Annotated in this window: 14 protein-coding genes and 1 pseudogene; 9 read left to right on the top strand and 6 right to left on the bottom strand. The window is 70.8% G+C overall.

Features of this window, described 5'->3' with window-relative positions; translation table 11 throughout:
* Nucleotides 1–26: 26 nt before the first annotated feature.
* The 5 genes and pseudogenes from ftsZ to Q0741_RS25875 form a co-directional block, all read left to right on the top strand.
* Nucleotides 27–1,217: a cell division protein FtsZ gene (gene ftsZ / locus Q0741_RS25895; protein ID WP_298236078.1), complete on the top strand. Its 1,191-nt coding sequence runs from the start codon at nucleotides 27–29 to the stop codon at nucleotides 1,215–1,217.
* Between the two features lie 182 nt (nucleotides 1,218–1,399).
* Nucleotides 1,400–2,335: a UDP-3-O-acyl-N-acetylglucosamine deacetylase gene (gene lpxC / locus Q0741_RS25890; protein ID WP_298236077.1), complete on the top strand. Its 936-nt coding sequence runs from the start codon at nucleotides 1,400–1,402 to the stop codon at nucleotides 2,333–2,335.
* Between the two features lie 19 nt (nucleotides 2,336–2,354).
* Entirely contained in the window at nucleotides 2,355–2,540 is a 186-nt protein-coding gene (locus Q0741_RS25885; protein WP_298236076.1) for a hypothetical protein, read from the top strand.
* Nucleotides 2,541–2,702: 162 nt separating this feature from the next.
* Complete coding sequence (locus Q0741_RS25880; protein ID WP_298236075.1) at nucleotides 2,703–3,365, top strand: CAP domain-containing protein; 663 nt, start codon at nucleotides 2,703–2,705, stop codon at nucleotides 3,363–3,365.
* Between the two features lie 163 nt (nucleotides 3,366–3,528).
* A pseudogene (locus Q0741_RS25875) lies at nucleotides 3,529–3,693 on the top strand (phosphatidate cytidylyltransferase); the annotation flags it as partial.
* 61 nt (nucleotides 3,694–3,754) lie between these two features.
* On the opposite strand, the gene ruvC reads toward Q0741_RS25875, so the two are convergent.
* The 4 genes from ruvC to dusB form a co-directional block, all read right to left on the bottom strand.
* On the bottom strand, nucleotides 3,755–4,306 hold the full coding sequence (gene ruvC / locus Q0741_RS25870; protein WP_298236074.1) for a crossover junction endodeoxyribonuclease RuvC: 552 nt from the start codon (nucleotides 4,304–4,306) through the stop codon (nucleotides 3,755–3,757).
* 138 nt (nucleotides 4,307–4,444) lie between these two features.
* Nucleotides 4,445–6,040 (bottom strand): bifunctional phosphoribosylaminoimidazolecarboxamide formyltransferase/IMP cyclohydrolase, encoded by a 1,596-nt coding sequence (gene purH / locus Q0741_RS25865; protein ID WP_298236089.1) that lies wholly within the window; start codon nucleotides 6,038–6,040, stop codon nucleotides 4,445–4,447.
* 107 nt (nucleotides 6,041–6,147) lie between these two features.
* A complete protein-coding gene (locus tag Q0741_RS25860; RefSeq protein ID WP_298236073.1) occupies nucleotides 6,148–6,411 on the bottom strand; it encodes a helix-turn-helix domain-containing protein in 264 nt (87 codons plus the stop codon).
* Complete coding sequence (gene dusB / locus Q0741_RS25855; protein WP_298236072.1) at nucleotides 6,408–7,439, bottom strand: tRNA dihydrouridine synthase DusB; 1,032 nt, start codon at nucleotides 7,437–7,439, stop codon at nucleotides 6,408–6,410. Before dusB ends, Q0741_RS25860 begins: the two co-directional genes overlap by 4 nt.
* A gap of 158 nt (nucleotides 7,440–7,597) precedes the next feature.
* Between dusB and Q0741_RS25850 the strand changes: the two genes are divergently transcribed.
* A complete protein-coding gene (locus Q0741_RS25850; RefSeq protein WP_298236071.1) occupies nucleotides 7,598–8,080 on the top strand; it encodes a YqaA family protein in 483 nt (160 codons plus the stop codon).
* Here Q0741_RS25850 and Q0741_RS25845 read toward each other — a convergent pair.
* Nucleotides 8,070–9,401, bottom strand: a complete 1,332-nt coding sequence (locus Q0741_RS25845) for a tetratricopeptide repeat protein (protein ID WP_298236070.1) — start codon at nucleotides 9,399–9,401, stop codon at nucleotides 8,070–8,072. The two genes, Q0741_RS25850 and Q0741_RS25845, sit on opposite strands and share 11 nt — an antisense overlap.
* 136 nt (nucleotides 9,402–9,537) lie before the next feature.
* Here Q0741_RS25845 and Q0741_RS25840 point away from each other — a divergent pair, with 136 nt between their 5' ends.
* Nucleotides 9,538–10,617: a GlxA family transcriptional regulator gene (locus Q0741_RS25840; RefSeq protein ID WP_298236069.1), complete on the top strand. Its 1,080-nt coding sequence runs from the start codon at nucleotides 9,538–9,540 to the stop codon at nucleotides 10,615–10,617.
* On the top strand, nucleotides 10,614–12,107 hold the full coding sequence (locus Q0741_RS25835) for a carboxypeptidase M32 (RefSeq protein WP_298236068.1): 1,494 nt from the start codon (nucleotides 10,614–10,616) through the stop codon (nucleotides 12,105–12,107). The genes Q0741_RS25840 and Q0741_RS25835 overlap by 4 nt, the downstream gene beginning before the upstream one ends.
* A gap of 20 nt (nucleotides 12,108–12,127) precedes the next feature.
* Here Q0741_RS25835 and Q0741_RS25830 read toward each other — a convergent pair whose 3' ends face one another.
* Nucleotides 12,128–13,042, bottom strand: a complete 915-nt coding sequence (locus Q0741_RS25830) for a LysR family transcriptional regulator (RefSeq protein WP_298236067.1) — start codon at nucleotides 13,040–13,042, stop codon at nucleotides 12,128–12,130.
* Nucleotides 13,043–13,183: 141 nt separating this feature from the next.
* Here Q0741_RS25830 and Q0741_RS25825 point away from each other — a divergent pair, with 141 nt between their 5' ends.
* On the top strand, nucleotides 13,184–14,194 hold the full coding sequence (locus Q0741_RS25825) for an MBL fold metallo-hydrolase (RefSeq protein WP_298236066.1): 1,011 nt from the start codon (nucleotides 13,184–13,186) through the stop codon (nucleotides 14,192–14,194).
* Nucleotides 14,195–14,259: the final 65 nt, after the last annotated feature.

The following is a 14,259-nucleotide window of genomic DNA, read 5'->3' as shown; positions in this document are numbered from 1 at the left end:
CAATTGCACATCAGGAGGTGCAAACCATGGCTATCGAGATGATCGAAGAATTCGACCAGGGCACCCAGATCCGCGTGATCGGGGTCGGTGGAGGCGGCGGCAACGCCGTGGACCACATGATTGCCCAGGGTGTTCAAGGCGTGGAGTTCGTGGTCGCCAACACCGATGCGCAGGCACTCAATCGCTCGGCGGCGCAGCACACCATCCAGCTCGGCACGAGCGGGCTGGGGGCGGGCGGGCGCCCTGACAAGGGCCAGGCCGCCGCCGAGGAGGCGGTGGACCGCATCAAGCAGACGCTCGAAGGCGCGCACATGGTCTTCATCACCGCCGGCATGGGCGGCGGCACGGGCACCGGCGCGGCGCCCGTGATCGCGCGCGCGGCCAAGGAGATGGGCATCCTCACCGTGGGCGTGGTCACCAAGCCCTTCGAATTCGAGGGTGCGCGCCGCATGAAGCAGGCCGACGCCGGCGTCAACGAGCTCGAAGCCAACGTGGACAGCCTCATCGTCGTGCTCAACGAGAAGCTGCTGGAGACGCTCGGCGACGACGTGACGCAAGACGAGGCCTTCGCGCAGGCCAACGACGTGCTGCGCAACGCCGTGGGCGGTATCAGCGACATCATCCACATCCCCGGCCTGGTCAACGTCGACTTCGAGGACGTCAAGACCGTCATGAGCGAGCCGGGCAAAGCCATGATGGGCACGGCCACCGCCAGCGGCCCGGACCGCGCCAACAAGGCCGCCGACGCCGCCGTGGCCTGCCCGCTGCTCGAAGGCATCGACCTCTCCGGCGCGCGTGGCGTGCTGGTGCTCATCGCCGCGAGCAAGGCCACCTTCAAGCTGGCCGAGTCGCGCAACGCCATGAACACCATCCGCCGCTACGCCGCGGAGGACGCGCATGTGATCTACGGCACCGCCTACGACGAGAGCCTGGGCGACAGGCTGCGCGTGACCGTCATCGCCACCGGCCTGAGCCCGAGCAAGCGCGCGCAGGCCGCCATCAGCGTGGTGCACAGCAACGCCCGCACCGGCACCGACAACCTGCCCGTGCTCAACAACCTGGCCGCCCCGGCCGGTGGCGCCGCCGGCAACGCCGACTACACCGTGCCCAGCGTCTGGCGTCACGGCCGCAGCGCCGCGGCCAAGGTGGACGCGTTGGCGAGCAACGGCATGGACGAGATCGAGATCCCGGCCTACCTGCGCAAGCAGGCGGACTGAGCGTCCCAGGCTTTCCACTCCTGAACCTGCCTGCAAACCGGGCCGCCGCGAGGCGGCCCTTTTGCTTGGCGGCTCCCTCGGGCTCGCGGCCTCGTGGCTTCATGCCCGCTTCGCGCTTCTTTGCTTTTCTTTGCTTGGCCCCTGCACCGTCCGGCCACCGGGCTTCAAGGACAATTCGCGCCATGCTCAAGCAACGCACCCTCAAGTCGCTCACCCGCGCCGTCGGCGTGGGCCTGCACGGCGGTCACAAGGTCGAGCTCACGCTGCGCCCCGCGGCGCCGGACACGGGCATCGTGTTCCGCCGCATCGACCTGCCGGTGCCGGTGGACATCCCGGTCAACGCGCAGGCGGTGTGCGACACGCGGCTGGCTTCGACCATCTCCCCGGGCGGCGACCCGGGTGCGCCCAAGGTGCACACCATCGAACACGTGATGTCGGCCTGCTGCGGGCTGGGCATCGACAACCTGCAGATCGACATCACCAACGAGGAGGTGCCGATCCTCGACGGCTCGGCCGCGAGCTTCGTGTTCCTGCTGCAGAGCGCCGGCGTGGTGGAGCAGGACGCGCCCAAGCGCTTCATCCGCGTGCTCAAGCCGGTGGAGGTGCGCGAAGGCGAGGGCGCCGCGCTGAAGTGGGCCCGGCTGGAGCCCTACCACGGCTACCGGCTGAGCTTCGAGATCGAGTTCAACCACCCGGCGGTGGACTCCACCGGGCAGCGCGTGGAGTTCGACCTGGGCTCCGGGCGCTACCAGCGCGACATCGCGCGCGCCCGCACCTTCGGCTTCGCCAAGGACGTGGACGCCATGCGCGCGCGCGGCCTGAGCCTGGGCGGCAGCATGGACAACGCCATCGTCGTGGACGACACCCGCGTGCTCAATGCCGAGGGGCTGCGCTACGACGACGAGTTCGTCAAGCACAAGATCCTCGACGCCATGGGCGACCTCTACATCGCCGGGCACCCGCTGCTGGCGGCCTACAGCGCCTACAAGAGCGGCCACGCGCTGAACAACAAGCTGCTGCGCGCGCTGCTGGCCGACCCGTCGGCCTGGGAGATCGTGACCTTCGCGGACGAGCGCCAGGCGCCGCAGGGCTTCACGCAACCCGTGCGGGCCTGGTGACCGGCGCCCGCGACCGCGCATGCTGATCTTCCGCCTCGTCTTCGGGCTGCTGCTGGTGGCCGGGCTGCTGTGCTTCGCGATGTACATCGGCACCCGCGACGTGCGCTGGCGCCGCCGCGGGTTGGTGATCGTGAAATGGACCGTGCTGGCCGGCCTGGGTTTCTTCGGCGTCATCGCGCTGGAGCGGCTGGCGCTGCTGCTGTAGCGGCGCTCCGGGTGTTGGACATAGTTCACAGCGCGGGCGACTTCCAGCCGCTGGTTGTGGCTGGACGTTGCGGGGGCAGGCACCGGGTTGCATCCTGAATCGTGACCAAAGCCGGTGGCCCGATGCTGCCGGCCCATGACGACGTCTTCCCCCTCATCCTCAATGACTTGCCTGCTCGGCGCCGGGGCGGCCGTGCTGATGGCTCTCGGCATGGTCGCCTGCGGCGGCAGCGAGCCCGACGACGAAGCGGCGTCCGGCAACCCCGCCACGCTCAGTTCCTCGGCCTCCGCGGAAACCGTGGTCGAGATGCACGCGGCGCTCTCCGCGGCATTGGCCGAGATCACCCCGGCAGTTGCCACGGAAAGCGCCATGGCCGTGGTGGCTGGCAGCAACTGTGGCCTGGGCAACTTCCAGGCTGAATTGATGCAGCGCATCAACGCGTACCGGGCCCGTGGCGCGAGTTGCGGCGGCTACGGCAGCTTCGCGCCCACCACGGCGCTGACCTGGAACGACAGGCTGCAAGGCGCCGCGGCGCGCCACTCGAAGGACATGGCCTCGCGCAACTTCTTCAGCCACACCGGCTCCGATGGCAGCAACGCCGGCACGCGCATCACGCAGGCCGGCTACACCTGGAGCACCTGGGGCGAGAACATCGCCGCGGGCTACGGCACCGTGCAGGTCGTGGTGGACGGCTGGATGGCCAGCCCCGGCCACTGCGCCAACCTCATGAAGCCCGCCTTCAAGCACGTGGGCGTGGCCTGCGTCAGCAACGGCGCCAGCACCTACCGCATGTACTGGACCATGGATCTGGCGGCGCCGCGCTGAGCCGGCGCCGCGGCGCGCGGCAGCGATGCCGATGAGGACGCAACCGGAGGACGCCGGCACGCCGCCATCACCTGCGATGGCTTCCAGCCCGACAAAACGAGGGAGGAGGCCTGCCATGACGACGCCCGCATCCGTTGCCCGGTGCGCGCAGCGCAGGCGCGGCGGCGTGCTGGGTGGGCTGGTGATGTCGGCGGTGAAGCGCTCGCTGGGCGCCAAGGACTGGGGCCAGTCCATCGCCGGCCATGGCGGCTACATGGACCGGCTGGACTCCATCACCTTCGCCGCGCCGGTGTTCTTCCACGTCGTGCGCTACGGGTGGACGCCGTAGCGGCGAGGAGCGCGTTCGGACCGGGCCCTTCGATAAGCTCAGGGCGAACGGGGCAGGGTGCTCAGTACGCCCGCCCCTTGCGATACAGCGCGTGCTGGCGCCGCTCCAGCGCGCCGCCCGCACCGGCCATGGCCGCCAGCGAGGTGCCGGCGTGGGCATGCGCGATGGCGATGCCAAGTGCGTCGGCCGCGTCGGGGCCGGGCGGGGAGGGCAGGCCCAGCAGACGCATCACCATGTGCTGCACCTGCTCCTTGCGCGCGTGGCCGCTGCCCACGATGGCCTTCTTCATTTGCAGCGCGGTGTACTCCGACACCGGCAGGTCGCCCGCCACCAGCGCCGCCAGCGCCGCGCCGCGCGCCTGGCCCAGCAGCAGCGTGCTCTGCGGATTGACGTTGACGAACACGATCTCGACGGCGGCGCAGGTGGGCGCGTAGCGCGACTGCACCTCGCGCACACCCTCGAAGATGATCTTCAGCCGCCCGGGCAGATCGCCGCGCGCGGCGTCCTTGGTGCGGATCGTGCCGCTGGCGACGTAGCTCAGGTGCGGGCCGTCGGCCTCGATGACGCCGAAGCCCGTGGTCTGCAGGCCGGGGTCGATGCCGAGGATGCGCATGGGGTCTGACAATTCCCTCGTCATGCCCGCGAAGGCGGGCATCCACGCGGGTCGGGCTGCTGCCCGGTGTTCGTGGATACCCGCCTGCGCGGGTGTGACGGGGTCTTTCGGTTGCGACGGCGAATCGGAATCAGCCGATCAGTGACGGAAGTGGCGCGTGCCGGTGAACACCATCGCGATGCCGCGCTCGTCGGCGGCGGCGATCACCTCGTCGTCACGCACGCTGCCGCCGGGCTGGATCACGCAGCCCGCGCCGGCATCCACCACCACGTCCAGGCCGTCGCGGAACGGGAAGAAGGCGTCGCTGGCCACGGCCGAGCCCTGCAGCGTGAGCTTGGCGTTCTCGGCCTTGATGCTGGCGATGCGCGCGCTGTCGATGCGGCTCATCTGGCCCGCGCCCACGCCCAGCGTCATGCCGCCGCCGCAGAACACGATGGCGTTGCTCTTGACGAACTTGGCCACCTTCCAGGCGAAGAGCAGGTCCTGCATCTGCTGCTCGGTGGGCTTGAGCTTGGTCACGACCTTGAGGTCGGCCGGATCGAAGTCGCGGTTGTCGGCGGTCTGCAGCAGCAGTCCGCTGCCCACGCGCTTGGCGTCCATGAAGTTCAGGCCCTGGTCCCAGGGCTTGTCGCCGCCCGGGGGCAGGTCGATGTGCAGCAGCCGGGTGTTGACCTTGCTCGCGAACACGGCGCGCGCCTCCTCGGTGAAGCCCGGGGCGATCAGCACCTCCACGAACTGCTTGGCCACCAGCTCCGCGCCGGCCTTATCCAGCGGGCGGTTGAAGGCGATGATGCCGCCGAAGGCCGAGGTGGGGTCGGTCTTGAAGGCCTTGGCGTAGGCCTCGGCCACGTCCGCGCCGACCGCCACGCCGCAGGGGTTGGCGTGCTTGACGATCACGCAGGCCGGGACGTCGCTGAAGCTCTTGACGCACTCCCAGGCCGCATCGGCGTCGGCGATGTTGTTGTACGAGAGCTCCTTGCCCTGCAGCTGCTTGGCCGTGGCCAGCGAGCCGGGCGCGGGGTAGAGGTCGCGGTAGAAGGCGGCCTGCTGGTGCGAGTTCTCGCCGTAGCGCAGGTCCTGCAGCTTGATGAAGCGGCCGTTGGTCTGGCCGGGGAAGAGGTTCTGCTTGGGCTGCTGCCCTTCCGCGCCCAGCTCCAGCGAGGACAGGTAGTCGCTGATGGCGCCGTCGTACTGCGAGATGCGGTTGAAGGCGTCCACGGACAGCTTGAAGCGCGTGGCGCGGCTGACCCTGCCGTCGGCCTTGAGCTCGGCCAGCACCTGGGCGTACTGCGAGGCGTCGGTGAGCACCGCCACGTCGTTCCAGTTCTTGGCGGCGGAGCGCACCATGGCCGGGCCGCCGATGTCGATGTTCTCGATCGCGTCCTCCAGCGTGCAGCCGGGCTTGGCCACGGTGGCCTCGAACGGATAGAGGTTCACCACCAGCAGCTCGATGGTGTCGATGCCGTGCTCCTGGAGCGCCGCCATGTGCGCCGGCACGTCGCGGCGGGCCAGCAGGCCGCCGTGCACGCGCGGGTGCAGCGTCTTGACGCGGCCGTCGAGCATCTCGGGGAATCCGGTGACTTCGGCCACCTCGGTGACGGGCAGGCCCGCGTCGGCCAGGAGCTTGGCGGTGCCGCCGGTGGACAGCAGCTTCACGCCGACGGCGTGCAGCTCACGGGCGAATTCGACGATGCCGGTCTTGTCGGAGACGGAGATGAGGGCGGTGGTCATGATTGGAGTGGGATAAGAGGAAACGTTTTCCGTTCGCCCTGAGCTTTTGTCGAAGGGCTTGCGGCCCGGTGGTGCGGCAGGGCTTCGACAGGCTCAGCCCGAACGGGGTCTTAGTTGGAGGACGACGGCGAGGACGGCGACCCCAGCAGCTTGTGCTCCAGCAGCTTGCGCCGCAGCGTGTTGCGGTTGATGCCCAGCCACTCGGCGGCCTTGCTCTGGTTGCCGGCGGCGTGCTGCATCACCACCTCCAGCAGCGGCTTCTCGACGATGGCGATGATCATTTCGTGGACGGAATGGGGCTGCGCGCCGTCGAGGTCCCGGAAGTACTCCTCCAGGCTCTCGCGGACAGTGGCCTCGATCTGTTGCTTGCTCATGCGGAGAGTTCGAGTCGTTCGTCGTTGGCCGCCAGCGGCAGGCGCTCGTGCTGCGCGGCGAGCTCGTCGAACCACTCGCCCACGGCCTGCAACTGCTGCTCGCAGCGCTCAATCAAGTTCATGCGGGCGCGGAAGTCCTCGCCGCCGGGCAGGGCGCGCACGGCCCAGCCGATGTGCTTGCGCGCGCTGCGCACGCCGCTGTATTCGCCGTAGAGGCCGTAGTGGTCCTGCAGGTGCTCCAGCAGCCAGGCGCGTACCTCGCGCACCGTGGGCGGCGCCAGCAGCTCGCCGGTGGCGAGGTAGTGCGCCACCTCGCGGAAGATCCACGGCCGCCCCTGCGCGGCGCGGCCGATCATCAGCGCGTCGGCCTTCGTGTAGTCCAGCACCTGCCGGGCCTTGAGCGGCGAGTCGATGTCGCCGTTGGCCACCACCGGGATGTTGAGCGCCGCCTTGACCGCGGCCACCGTGTCGTACTCGGCCTGGCCCTTGTAGCCCTGCTCGCGCGTGCGGCCGTGCACGGTGAGCATGGCGATGCCGGCGCTCTCGGCCGCGCGCGCCAGGCGCAGCGCGTTCTTCTCGGCCTCGCACCAGCCGGTGCGCATCTTCAGCGTCACGGGCACGTTGCGCGGGGCGCAGGCAGCGACCACGGCTTCGACGATCGCAAGGGCCAGCGGCTCGTCCTGCATCAGCGCCGATCCGGCCCAGACGTTGCACACCTTCTTGGCCGGGCAGCCCATGTTGATGTCGATGACCTGGGCGCCGCGGTCGATGTTGTAGAGCGCGGCCTCGGCCATCTGCGCCGGGTCCACGCCGGCGATCTGCACCGCGATGGGCTCGACCTCGCCGGCGTGGTCGGCGCGGCGCGAGGTCTTGAGCGAATTCCACAGCTCCCGCTTGGAGGTGACCATCTCGCTGACCGCGTAGCCCGCGCCCAGCCGCTTGCACAGCTGGCGGAACGGGCGGTCCGTCACACCTGCCATAGGGGCGACGAACAGCGTATTCGGCAGCGTGATCGCTCCGAGTTTCATGGGGCAGGTGGGGGGAGGTGCTGAAAAAGGAGGCAGGAGTATAGCGGCGGCGCTCGTCCCGCCCGCCGGTGCCGGCGCGGCGCGGCACCGGGCGCAGGCCTGCCGGGGTGGTCGAGAAGGCAACCAGGGGCGCTTCGGGGGCTGCCCATAATGGGCCGATGGAAGTGTGGATGCAGAAGGTCCTGGAGGCCCTGGCGCTGCCCGAGTTCGGGCTGAGCACGGTGTTCATCGTGGCGCTGGTGTCGGCCACGCTGCTGCCGCTGGGCTCGGAGCCGGCGGTGTTCGGGCTGGTGAAGCTGGAGCCGTCGCTGTTCTGGCACGCGGTGCTGGTGGCCACCGCCGGCAACACGCTGGGCGGGGCCATCAGCTGGTGGATGGGCTATGGCGCGGAAGTGGTCGTGGAGCACGCTCGCCACAAGCCCACCGAGCACCGGGTGCTGGGCTGGCTGGAGCGCTTCGGCCCCAAGGCCTGCCTGCTGAGCTGGCTGCCCGTGGTGGGCGACCCGCTGTGCGCCGTCGCCGGCTGGCTGAAGCTCCCGTTCTGGCCCTGCATGCTCTACATGGCGATCGGGAAGTTCGGCCGCTACCTGGTGATGACGGCGGCGCTGCTGTGGTGGTTTCCGGGGCGGTTCACGCCGTGAGGCCGGCCGCCGCGCTCCGCCGCATGAGCCTGTGTGCCAGCGGGCTCGCCGGCCGCATGGCGATGCGTTCGGCGCACAGCCCGCGCGCCAGCGCCTGGTCGCCCGCGCGCAGCGCCGCCTCGACCAGCGTCAGGTCCAGCAGGTCGCGCTGCGCGTGGCTGCCGCCGAAGCGGTGCGCGCGGTGGCGCACCGGGCGCAGCAGCGCGACGCACTGCGCGTAGTCGCCGTCGCCGAAGGCCATCACCGCGCGCGTGGCCGCGCCGCCCACCTCGCGGAGGAAGCCCGCGTTGTCATCACCCAGCGCCAGCGCCGCGTCCTGTGCCTGCAGCAGCCGCCGCTGCTCGTCCGCGCGGCCGGCGCCGGTGAAGGCCAGCATCGCGTGTAGATCGTTGAAGGCGTAGAGGCTCTGGCGCACCAGCGGGGCCCAGCGGTCGGCCAGCGGTTGCCAGCGCTCGCCCACGTCCAGCCCGCGCAACTGCAGCCGCCACAGCATGGCGCTGGCGTCGATCAGGTCCAGCACCTGCGGCAGCCCCGAGCCGGCAATGGCCTCGTCGTACAGGCGCAGCACTTCGTCGTGGTGGTCCAGCTCCAGGTGGAAGAGGGCCAGGTGCCACCAGTTGTGCACGCCCAGGAAACTGCCCAGCGCCCAACTCGCCGAGTTCGGCTCCAGCCAGGCGATGCCGTCGGCCGGGCGGTTGCGCATCTCCAGCGTGTGCGCCACCGCGTGCCAGGCCCAGCTGTCGCGCGGCTGCAGCTCCACGGCGCGCTTGCCCTGGGCCTCGGCCTGCGCGTAGTCGCCGGTTTCCTCCAGCCCGAAGGCGTGCATGCCCAGCACGGCGTGGTAGCCGGGCAGCGTGGCGTCCCACGCCGGCAGGGCGCGCGCGATGCGGTCGCGCAGCATGCGCGAGTCGCCGGTGAAGAAATCCACCTGATGCCCGGCCTGCAGCGCCAGGGCGTCGCGCGGGTAGCGCAGCGACAGGTCCTCCAGCGCGCGGGCGGCCTCGTGCCAGCGCCCGTGCGCGAGCAGCCCGGCAGCCTGCAGGTGCAGTCGCTCGCGCTCGGTGCCCGGCAGCGCGGCGCCGGCCTCGCAGGCGGCGCGGGCCACGGGCAGGCCTTCGGGCTCGGTGCCCAGCAAATACACCCACGCCTTGAAGGCATGGGCCATGGTCATCTCGGGCGCGGCCTGCAGCGCGCGCTCGATGCTGGCGGCCGGGTCGCCCGTCAGGCAGCGCAGTTCGTGCGATGCCTGCTCGAAGGCGTCCAGGGCGGCGGCCGTGGCGCCGGTGAGGGCATGGCCAGTGGCGTCTTGCAAGGTCGTCATGGAGGGTCTCCTTCGTGCTTCGGGGTGACGCGCCGCGGGTCCGGGGGCGGGCTCACAATCCGGCGACGGCGCCAATGTGCGCGCGAGCGCCCCCAGGCACCGCAGGCATTCGTGCAACAAAGCGGACGTTCATGCCATGGCCGACTCCCTGGCCCCGATCACCGTGGCCCTGCTGGCCACGCCCGACAGCACCGCCTCCACGCTGTTCGGTTTCTTCGACTGCCTGGCCGGCACCCGGCGCGACTGGAGCCTGCTGCACGGCGAGCCCGAAGCCACGTCGCCTTTCCGGCCGCTGCTGGTGAGCCGGCACTGTGAAACCTTCACCGCCGCCAACGGCGTGCGCATCACGCCCGACGCGGCGCTGGCGGACTGCCCGGCGCCGCAGGTGCTGTGCATCACGGACCTGGCCGTGCCGCCGGGCGAACCGGTGGCGCAGCGCTACGACGCGGAAGTGCGCTGGGTGCGCGAGGCGCATGCGGCCGGCGCGCTGGTGGCCAGCGCCTGCTCCGGCGCGGTGCTGCTGGCCTGCACCGGGCTGCTCGACGGGCTGGAGGCCACCTCGCACTGGGCCTACTGCGACGCGCTGCGGCGGCTGTATCCGCGCACGCGCTGGCATCCGGAGCGCGGGCTGGTGGCGGCGGGCGAGCGCATCCTCATGGCCGGCAGCGGCGTGGCCTGGCACCTGCTGGTGCTGGCGCTGATCGCGCGCTTCGCCGGGCCGCAGGAGGCGATGCGCGTGGCGCGCATCAACCTGATGGACCCGGGCCAGACCCCGCCCGTGGCCTACGCCTCGCTCACCCGCGGCGGCTGCGCGGCCGACCCGCTGGTGGCGCGCTGCCAGGCCTGGGTGGCGATGAACTACGCCTGCGAGTCGCCGGTGGGGCACATGGTGGCGCTGTCGGGCCTGGCCGAGCGCACCTTCAAGCGCCGCTTCACACAGGCCACCGGCATGACGCCGCTGGAGTACGTGCACACGCTGCGGCTGGAGGAGGCCAAGCAGATGCTGGAGTCCGGCGACGCGCCGGTGGAGGCGGTGGCGCTGGAAGTGGGCTACCAGGACGCCAGCTTCTTCGGCCGCCTGTTCCGGCGCCACGTGGGGCTCACGCCCGCGCAGTACCGCCGCCGCTTCGGCCCGCTCTCGCGCCGGCTGCACGATCTGCAAGGCCCGCCGCCGGGCGGCCTGCCCCGGCTTTCTTCCCGTACCCTGCCGCAATGAACAGCAAGACCCCCGCCTACGACCTCCTGGCCGCCGCCAACCGGCGCCTCTACCGCCTGGACCATCTTTCTTCCATCGCCTGGTGGGACCAGGCGGCCGTGATGCCGCCCAAGGGCAGCGAGGCGCGCGCGGCGGCGCTGGCCGAGCTGGGCGTGCTCACCCACGGCCTGCGCTGCGACCCGGCGCGCAGGGAACAGATCGAGCGCGCCGAGCAGGAGCCGCTGGACGACGAGCAGCGCGCCAACCTGCGCGAGATCCGGCGCGAGTTCGAGCTCGCCACCGCGCTGCCGGCCGAACTGGTGGAGGCGCGGCAGATCGCAGGCTCGCGCTGCGAGCATGCCTGGCGCAGCCAGCGCCCGGCCAACGACTGGCCCGGCTTCGCCGAGAACCTGCGCGAGGTGGTGCGCATCGCGCGCGAGGAGGCCGAGCTGCTGTCGCAACATTTCGGTTGCTCGCGCTACGACGCGCTGATGCAGCGCTACGAGCCCGGCATGAGCAACGCCGAGCTGGAGCGGCTGTTCGGCAACCTCTCGGCCTGGCTGCCCGACCTGGTGACGCGCGTGCGCGAGAAGCAGGCGAGCGAGCGCGTGATCCAGCCCCAAGGCCCCTTCAGCGTGGCGGCGCAGCGCACGCTGTGCGAGCGCGTGATGCGGCTGCTGGGCTTCGACTTCGAGGCCGGGCGGCTGGACGTGAGCGCACACCCCTTCTCCGGCGGCGTGCCCGAGGACGTGCGGCTGACCACGCGCTACCGCGAGGACGAGTTCCTCACCAGCCTGATGGGCACCATCCACGAGACCGGCCATGGCCGCTACGAGCAGAACCTGCCGCGTCCCTGGCTGGGCCAGCCGCTGGCGCAGGCACGCTCGATGGCGATCCACGAAAGCCAGAGCCTGAGTTTCGAGATGCAGCTCGGCCGGCACCCGGGTTTCGTCGCGCTGCTGGCGCCCTGGCTGGCGGAAGCCTTCGGCGCGCAGCCGGCCTTCGAAGTGCGGAACCTGCAGCGGCTGGTGACGCGCGTGGAGCCGGGCTTGATCCGCGTGGATGCCGACGAGCTGACCTACCCGGCGCATGTGCTGCTGCGCTGGCGCATCGAGCGCGCGCTGATCGAGGGCGAGATCGAGGTCGGCGACATCCCGGCGCTGTGGGACGAGCAGATGCTGGCGCTGCTGGGCCTGGACACGCGCGGCAACTACCGCGACGGCCCGATGCAGGACGTGCACTGGACCGACGGCTCCTTCGGCTACTTCCCCTGCTACACGCTGGGCGCGATGTACGCGGCGCAGTGGTTCGCGTCGCTGCGCAAGGCGCGGCCGGAACTGGATGCCGAAATCGCCCGTGGTGAATTCGGGCCGATATTCGACTGGCTGCGCGAAAACATCTGGCAATCCGCCAGCCGCTGGACCACCGCCGAATTGACCTTGCGGGCCAGCGGCGGGGCGCTGGACCCGGTGCATCTGCGTGAGCATCTGGAGCGGCGGTATTTGGGCTGAGGCTTGGCGGTGCGGGGCGTTCAAAACGCCTCGCACCGTCCCTGCCGGAACCACTCCGCCACGAAATCCACCGCCACGCGCACCTTGCGCGGCAGCGGGCGCTGGTCGGGAAAGACCAGATACACCGGCGTCGAGGGCAGCTCATGCTCGGCCAGCACCCTGACCAACTCGCCGGCGGCCACCTCGCGCTGCACCAGGAAGGCCGGCAGCTTGGCGAAGCCGTCGCCCAGCAGCGTCAGGCGCTTCATCAGCGGGTAGTTGTTGACGCGCAGCCAGTGCCGCACGTCCACCACCTCCTGCTCGCCATCGCGCATGAACAGCCACTGCTCGTCGCCCTTGAAGTGGCTGTTGCTCAGGCAGGGCAGCTGCGCCAGGTCGCGCGGGTGGCGCGGCGTGCCGTGGCGGCGCAGCGCGGCCGGTGAGCCCAGCACCCAGTCGTGCAGCACCGCCAGCGGCTTGGCGATCAGCCGCGAGTCCAGGCTGCGCGTGAAGCGCACCGCCAGGTCGATGCCCTCGGCCACCAGGTCGTGCTGCTGCGTGCTCAGGTCCAGCTCCACCTCCAGCTCCGGGTAGGCCTGCCGCAGCGCCAGCAGCAGCTCGGCCATGAACTCCATGCCGAAAGTGGTGGGCACGCTCATGCGCACCCGGCCGCGCACCTCCGTGCGCAGGTTCGACACCGCGCGCTCCGCCTCGCTCAGCGTCTCGCGCAGGCGTTGGCAGTACTCCAGGTACATGGCGCCGGTCTCGGTCGCCTGCAGCCGCCGCGTCGTGCGGTGCAGCAGCTTGGCACCCAGCGCCCGCTCCAGCGCCGCCACCTGCTTGCTCACGTAGGCCTTGGAGCAGCCCATCTGCTCCGCGGCGCGCGTGAAGCTGCCGCACTCCGCCACGGCCAGGAAGGCCATCGCCCATTCGAAACGGGGCTCGATTGTTTCCACTGGGTTGACTCTCAGTTCACTCCTGGGCTGTCTACAGCGCGGGCATGCCTCTATAGATTTGCGTAAACCCTGATGCAACTCAGGGCAAGACGCTGAAACCGCTGCCGCCAGGAGGAAGTTATGACTTTATTGTTTACTGCCATGAACCACCGGTATACCCCGGCGCGGGCGCTGCCACGCCTGGCGCTGGCCGCGGCGCTGGTGATGGCCGCCGGCGCGGCGCAGGCCGGCCGGCTGGGCGTGTTCACCTCCGACGCCAAGGGCTTCGACACCCACACCTTCTATTACGACGACGGGCAGGAGGTGGTGCTGATCGACACCCAGTTCGTGCCCGAGTTGACGCAGGCCATGGTGCGCCAGGTGCGGCAGGAGACGAAGTCGCCCATCACCCGCGTCATCGTCACGCACCCCAACCCGGACAAGTTCAACGGCCTGGCCTGGCTGCACCAGCAGGGCGTGGCCTCCATCAGCAGCGCCGGGGTGGCCGAGGCGCTGCCGGCGGTGCATGCCTACAAAAAGGCCTTCTGGACCCAGACCATGAAGGCCTTCACGCCGGAGAGCTACCCGGCCTACGCCGACATCCAGCAGCGCTTCAGCGGCGCGCAGCACACGCTCAAGCTCAAGTCGGGCGAGACGCTGACGCTGTTCGCGCTGCGCAACCCGGGCGTGGCGACGCAGCAGGTGGCGGTGCGCATCGACGCCACCGGCGACCTGGTGGTGGGCGACCTGGTGCACCACAAGGCGCATGCCTGGCTCGAAGGCGGCCTGGTCAACGGCCGGCCCACGCCGCGCATCGATCGCTGGATCGCCGCCCTGGACGAGTTGCCGCCGCTGTCGGCGGGGCATCCGCAGGCCAAGGTGTACGGCGGGCGCGGCGAGTTCGCGCCGGTGGCCGAGGCGGTGCGCGCGCAGCAGGACTACCTGCGCCGCAGCCGCCAGGTGGTGCAGGACTACGTAGCCGGCCTGGGCCCGCGCAGCCGCGAACTGAGCGACGCCAAGGCCGCCTCGGCGCACCACGAGGCGCTGGAGCAGCGCGTGGCCGCCGCCTTCCCCGACTACAAGCTGCCGTACATGGTGCGCTACTCGGTGTATGGCCTGGCCCAGGCCAGCGTGGACAGCGCGCGCGTCAGCACCGCGGCGGTGGCGCCGTGAGCCCCGGCCTGCCGCGCACCGCGCCGCGTCCGCTGCGCGCTCGCGCGCTGCCGGGGTGGGTGGCG

This window comes from uncultured Azohydromonas sp., assembly GCF_937926365.1.
Taxonomy (GTDB): domain Bacteria; phylum Pseudomonadota; class Gammaproteobacteria; order Burkholderiales; family Burkholderiaceae_C; genus Azohydromonas.
The sequence above is the reverse complement of the archived record's forward strand: the minus strand, read 5'-3'. Positions and strand labels throughout refer to the sequence as shown.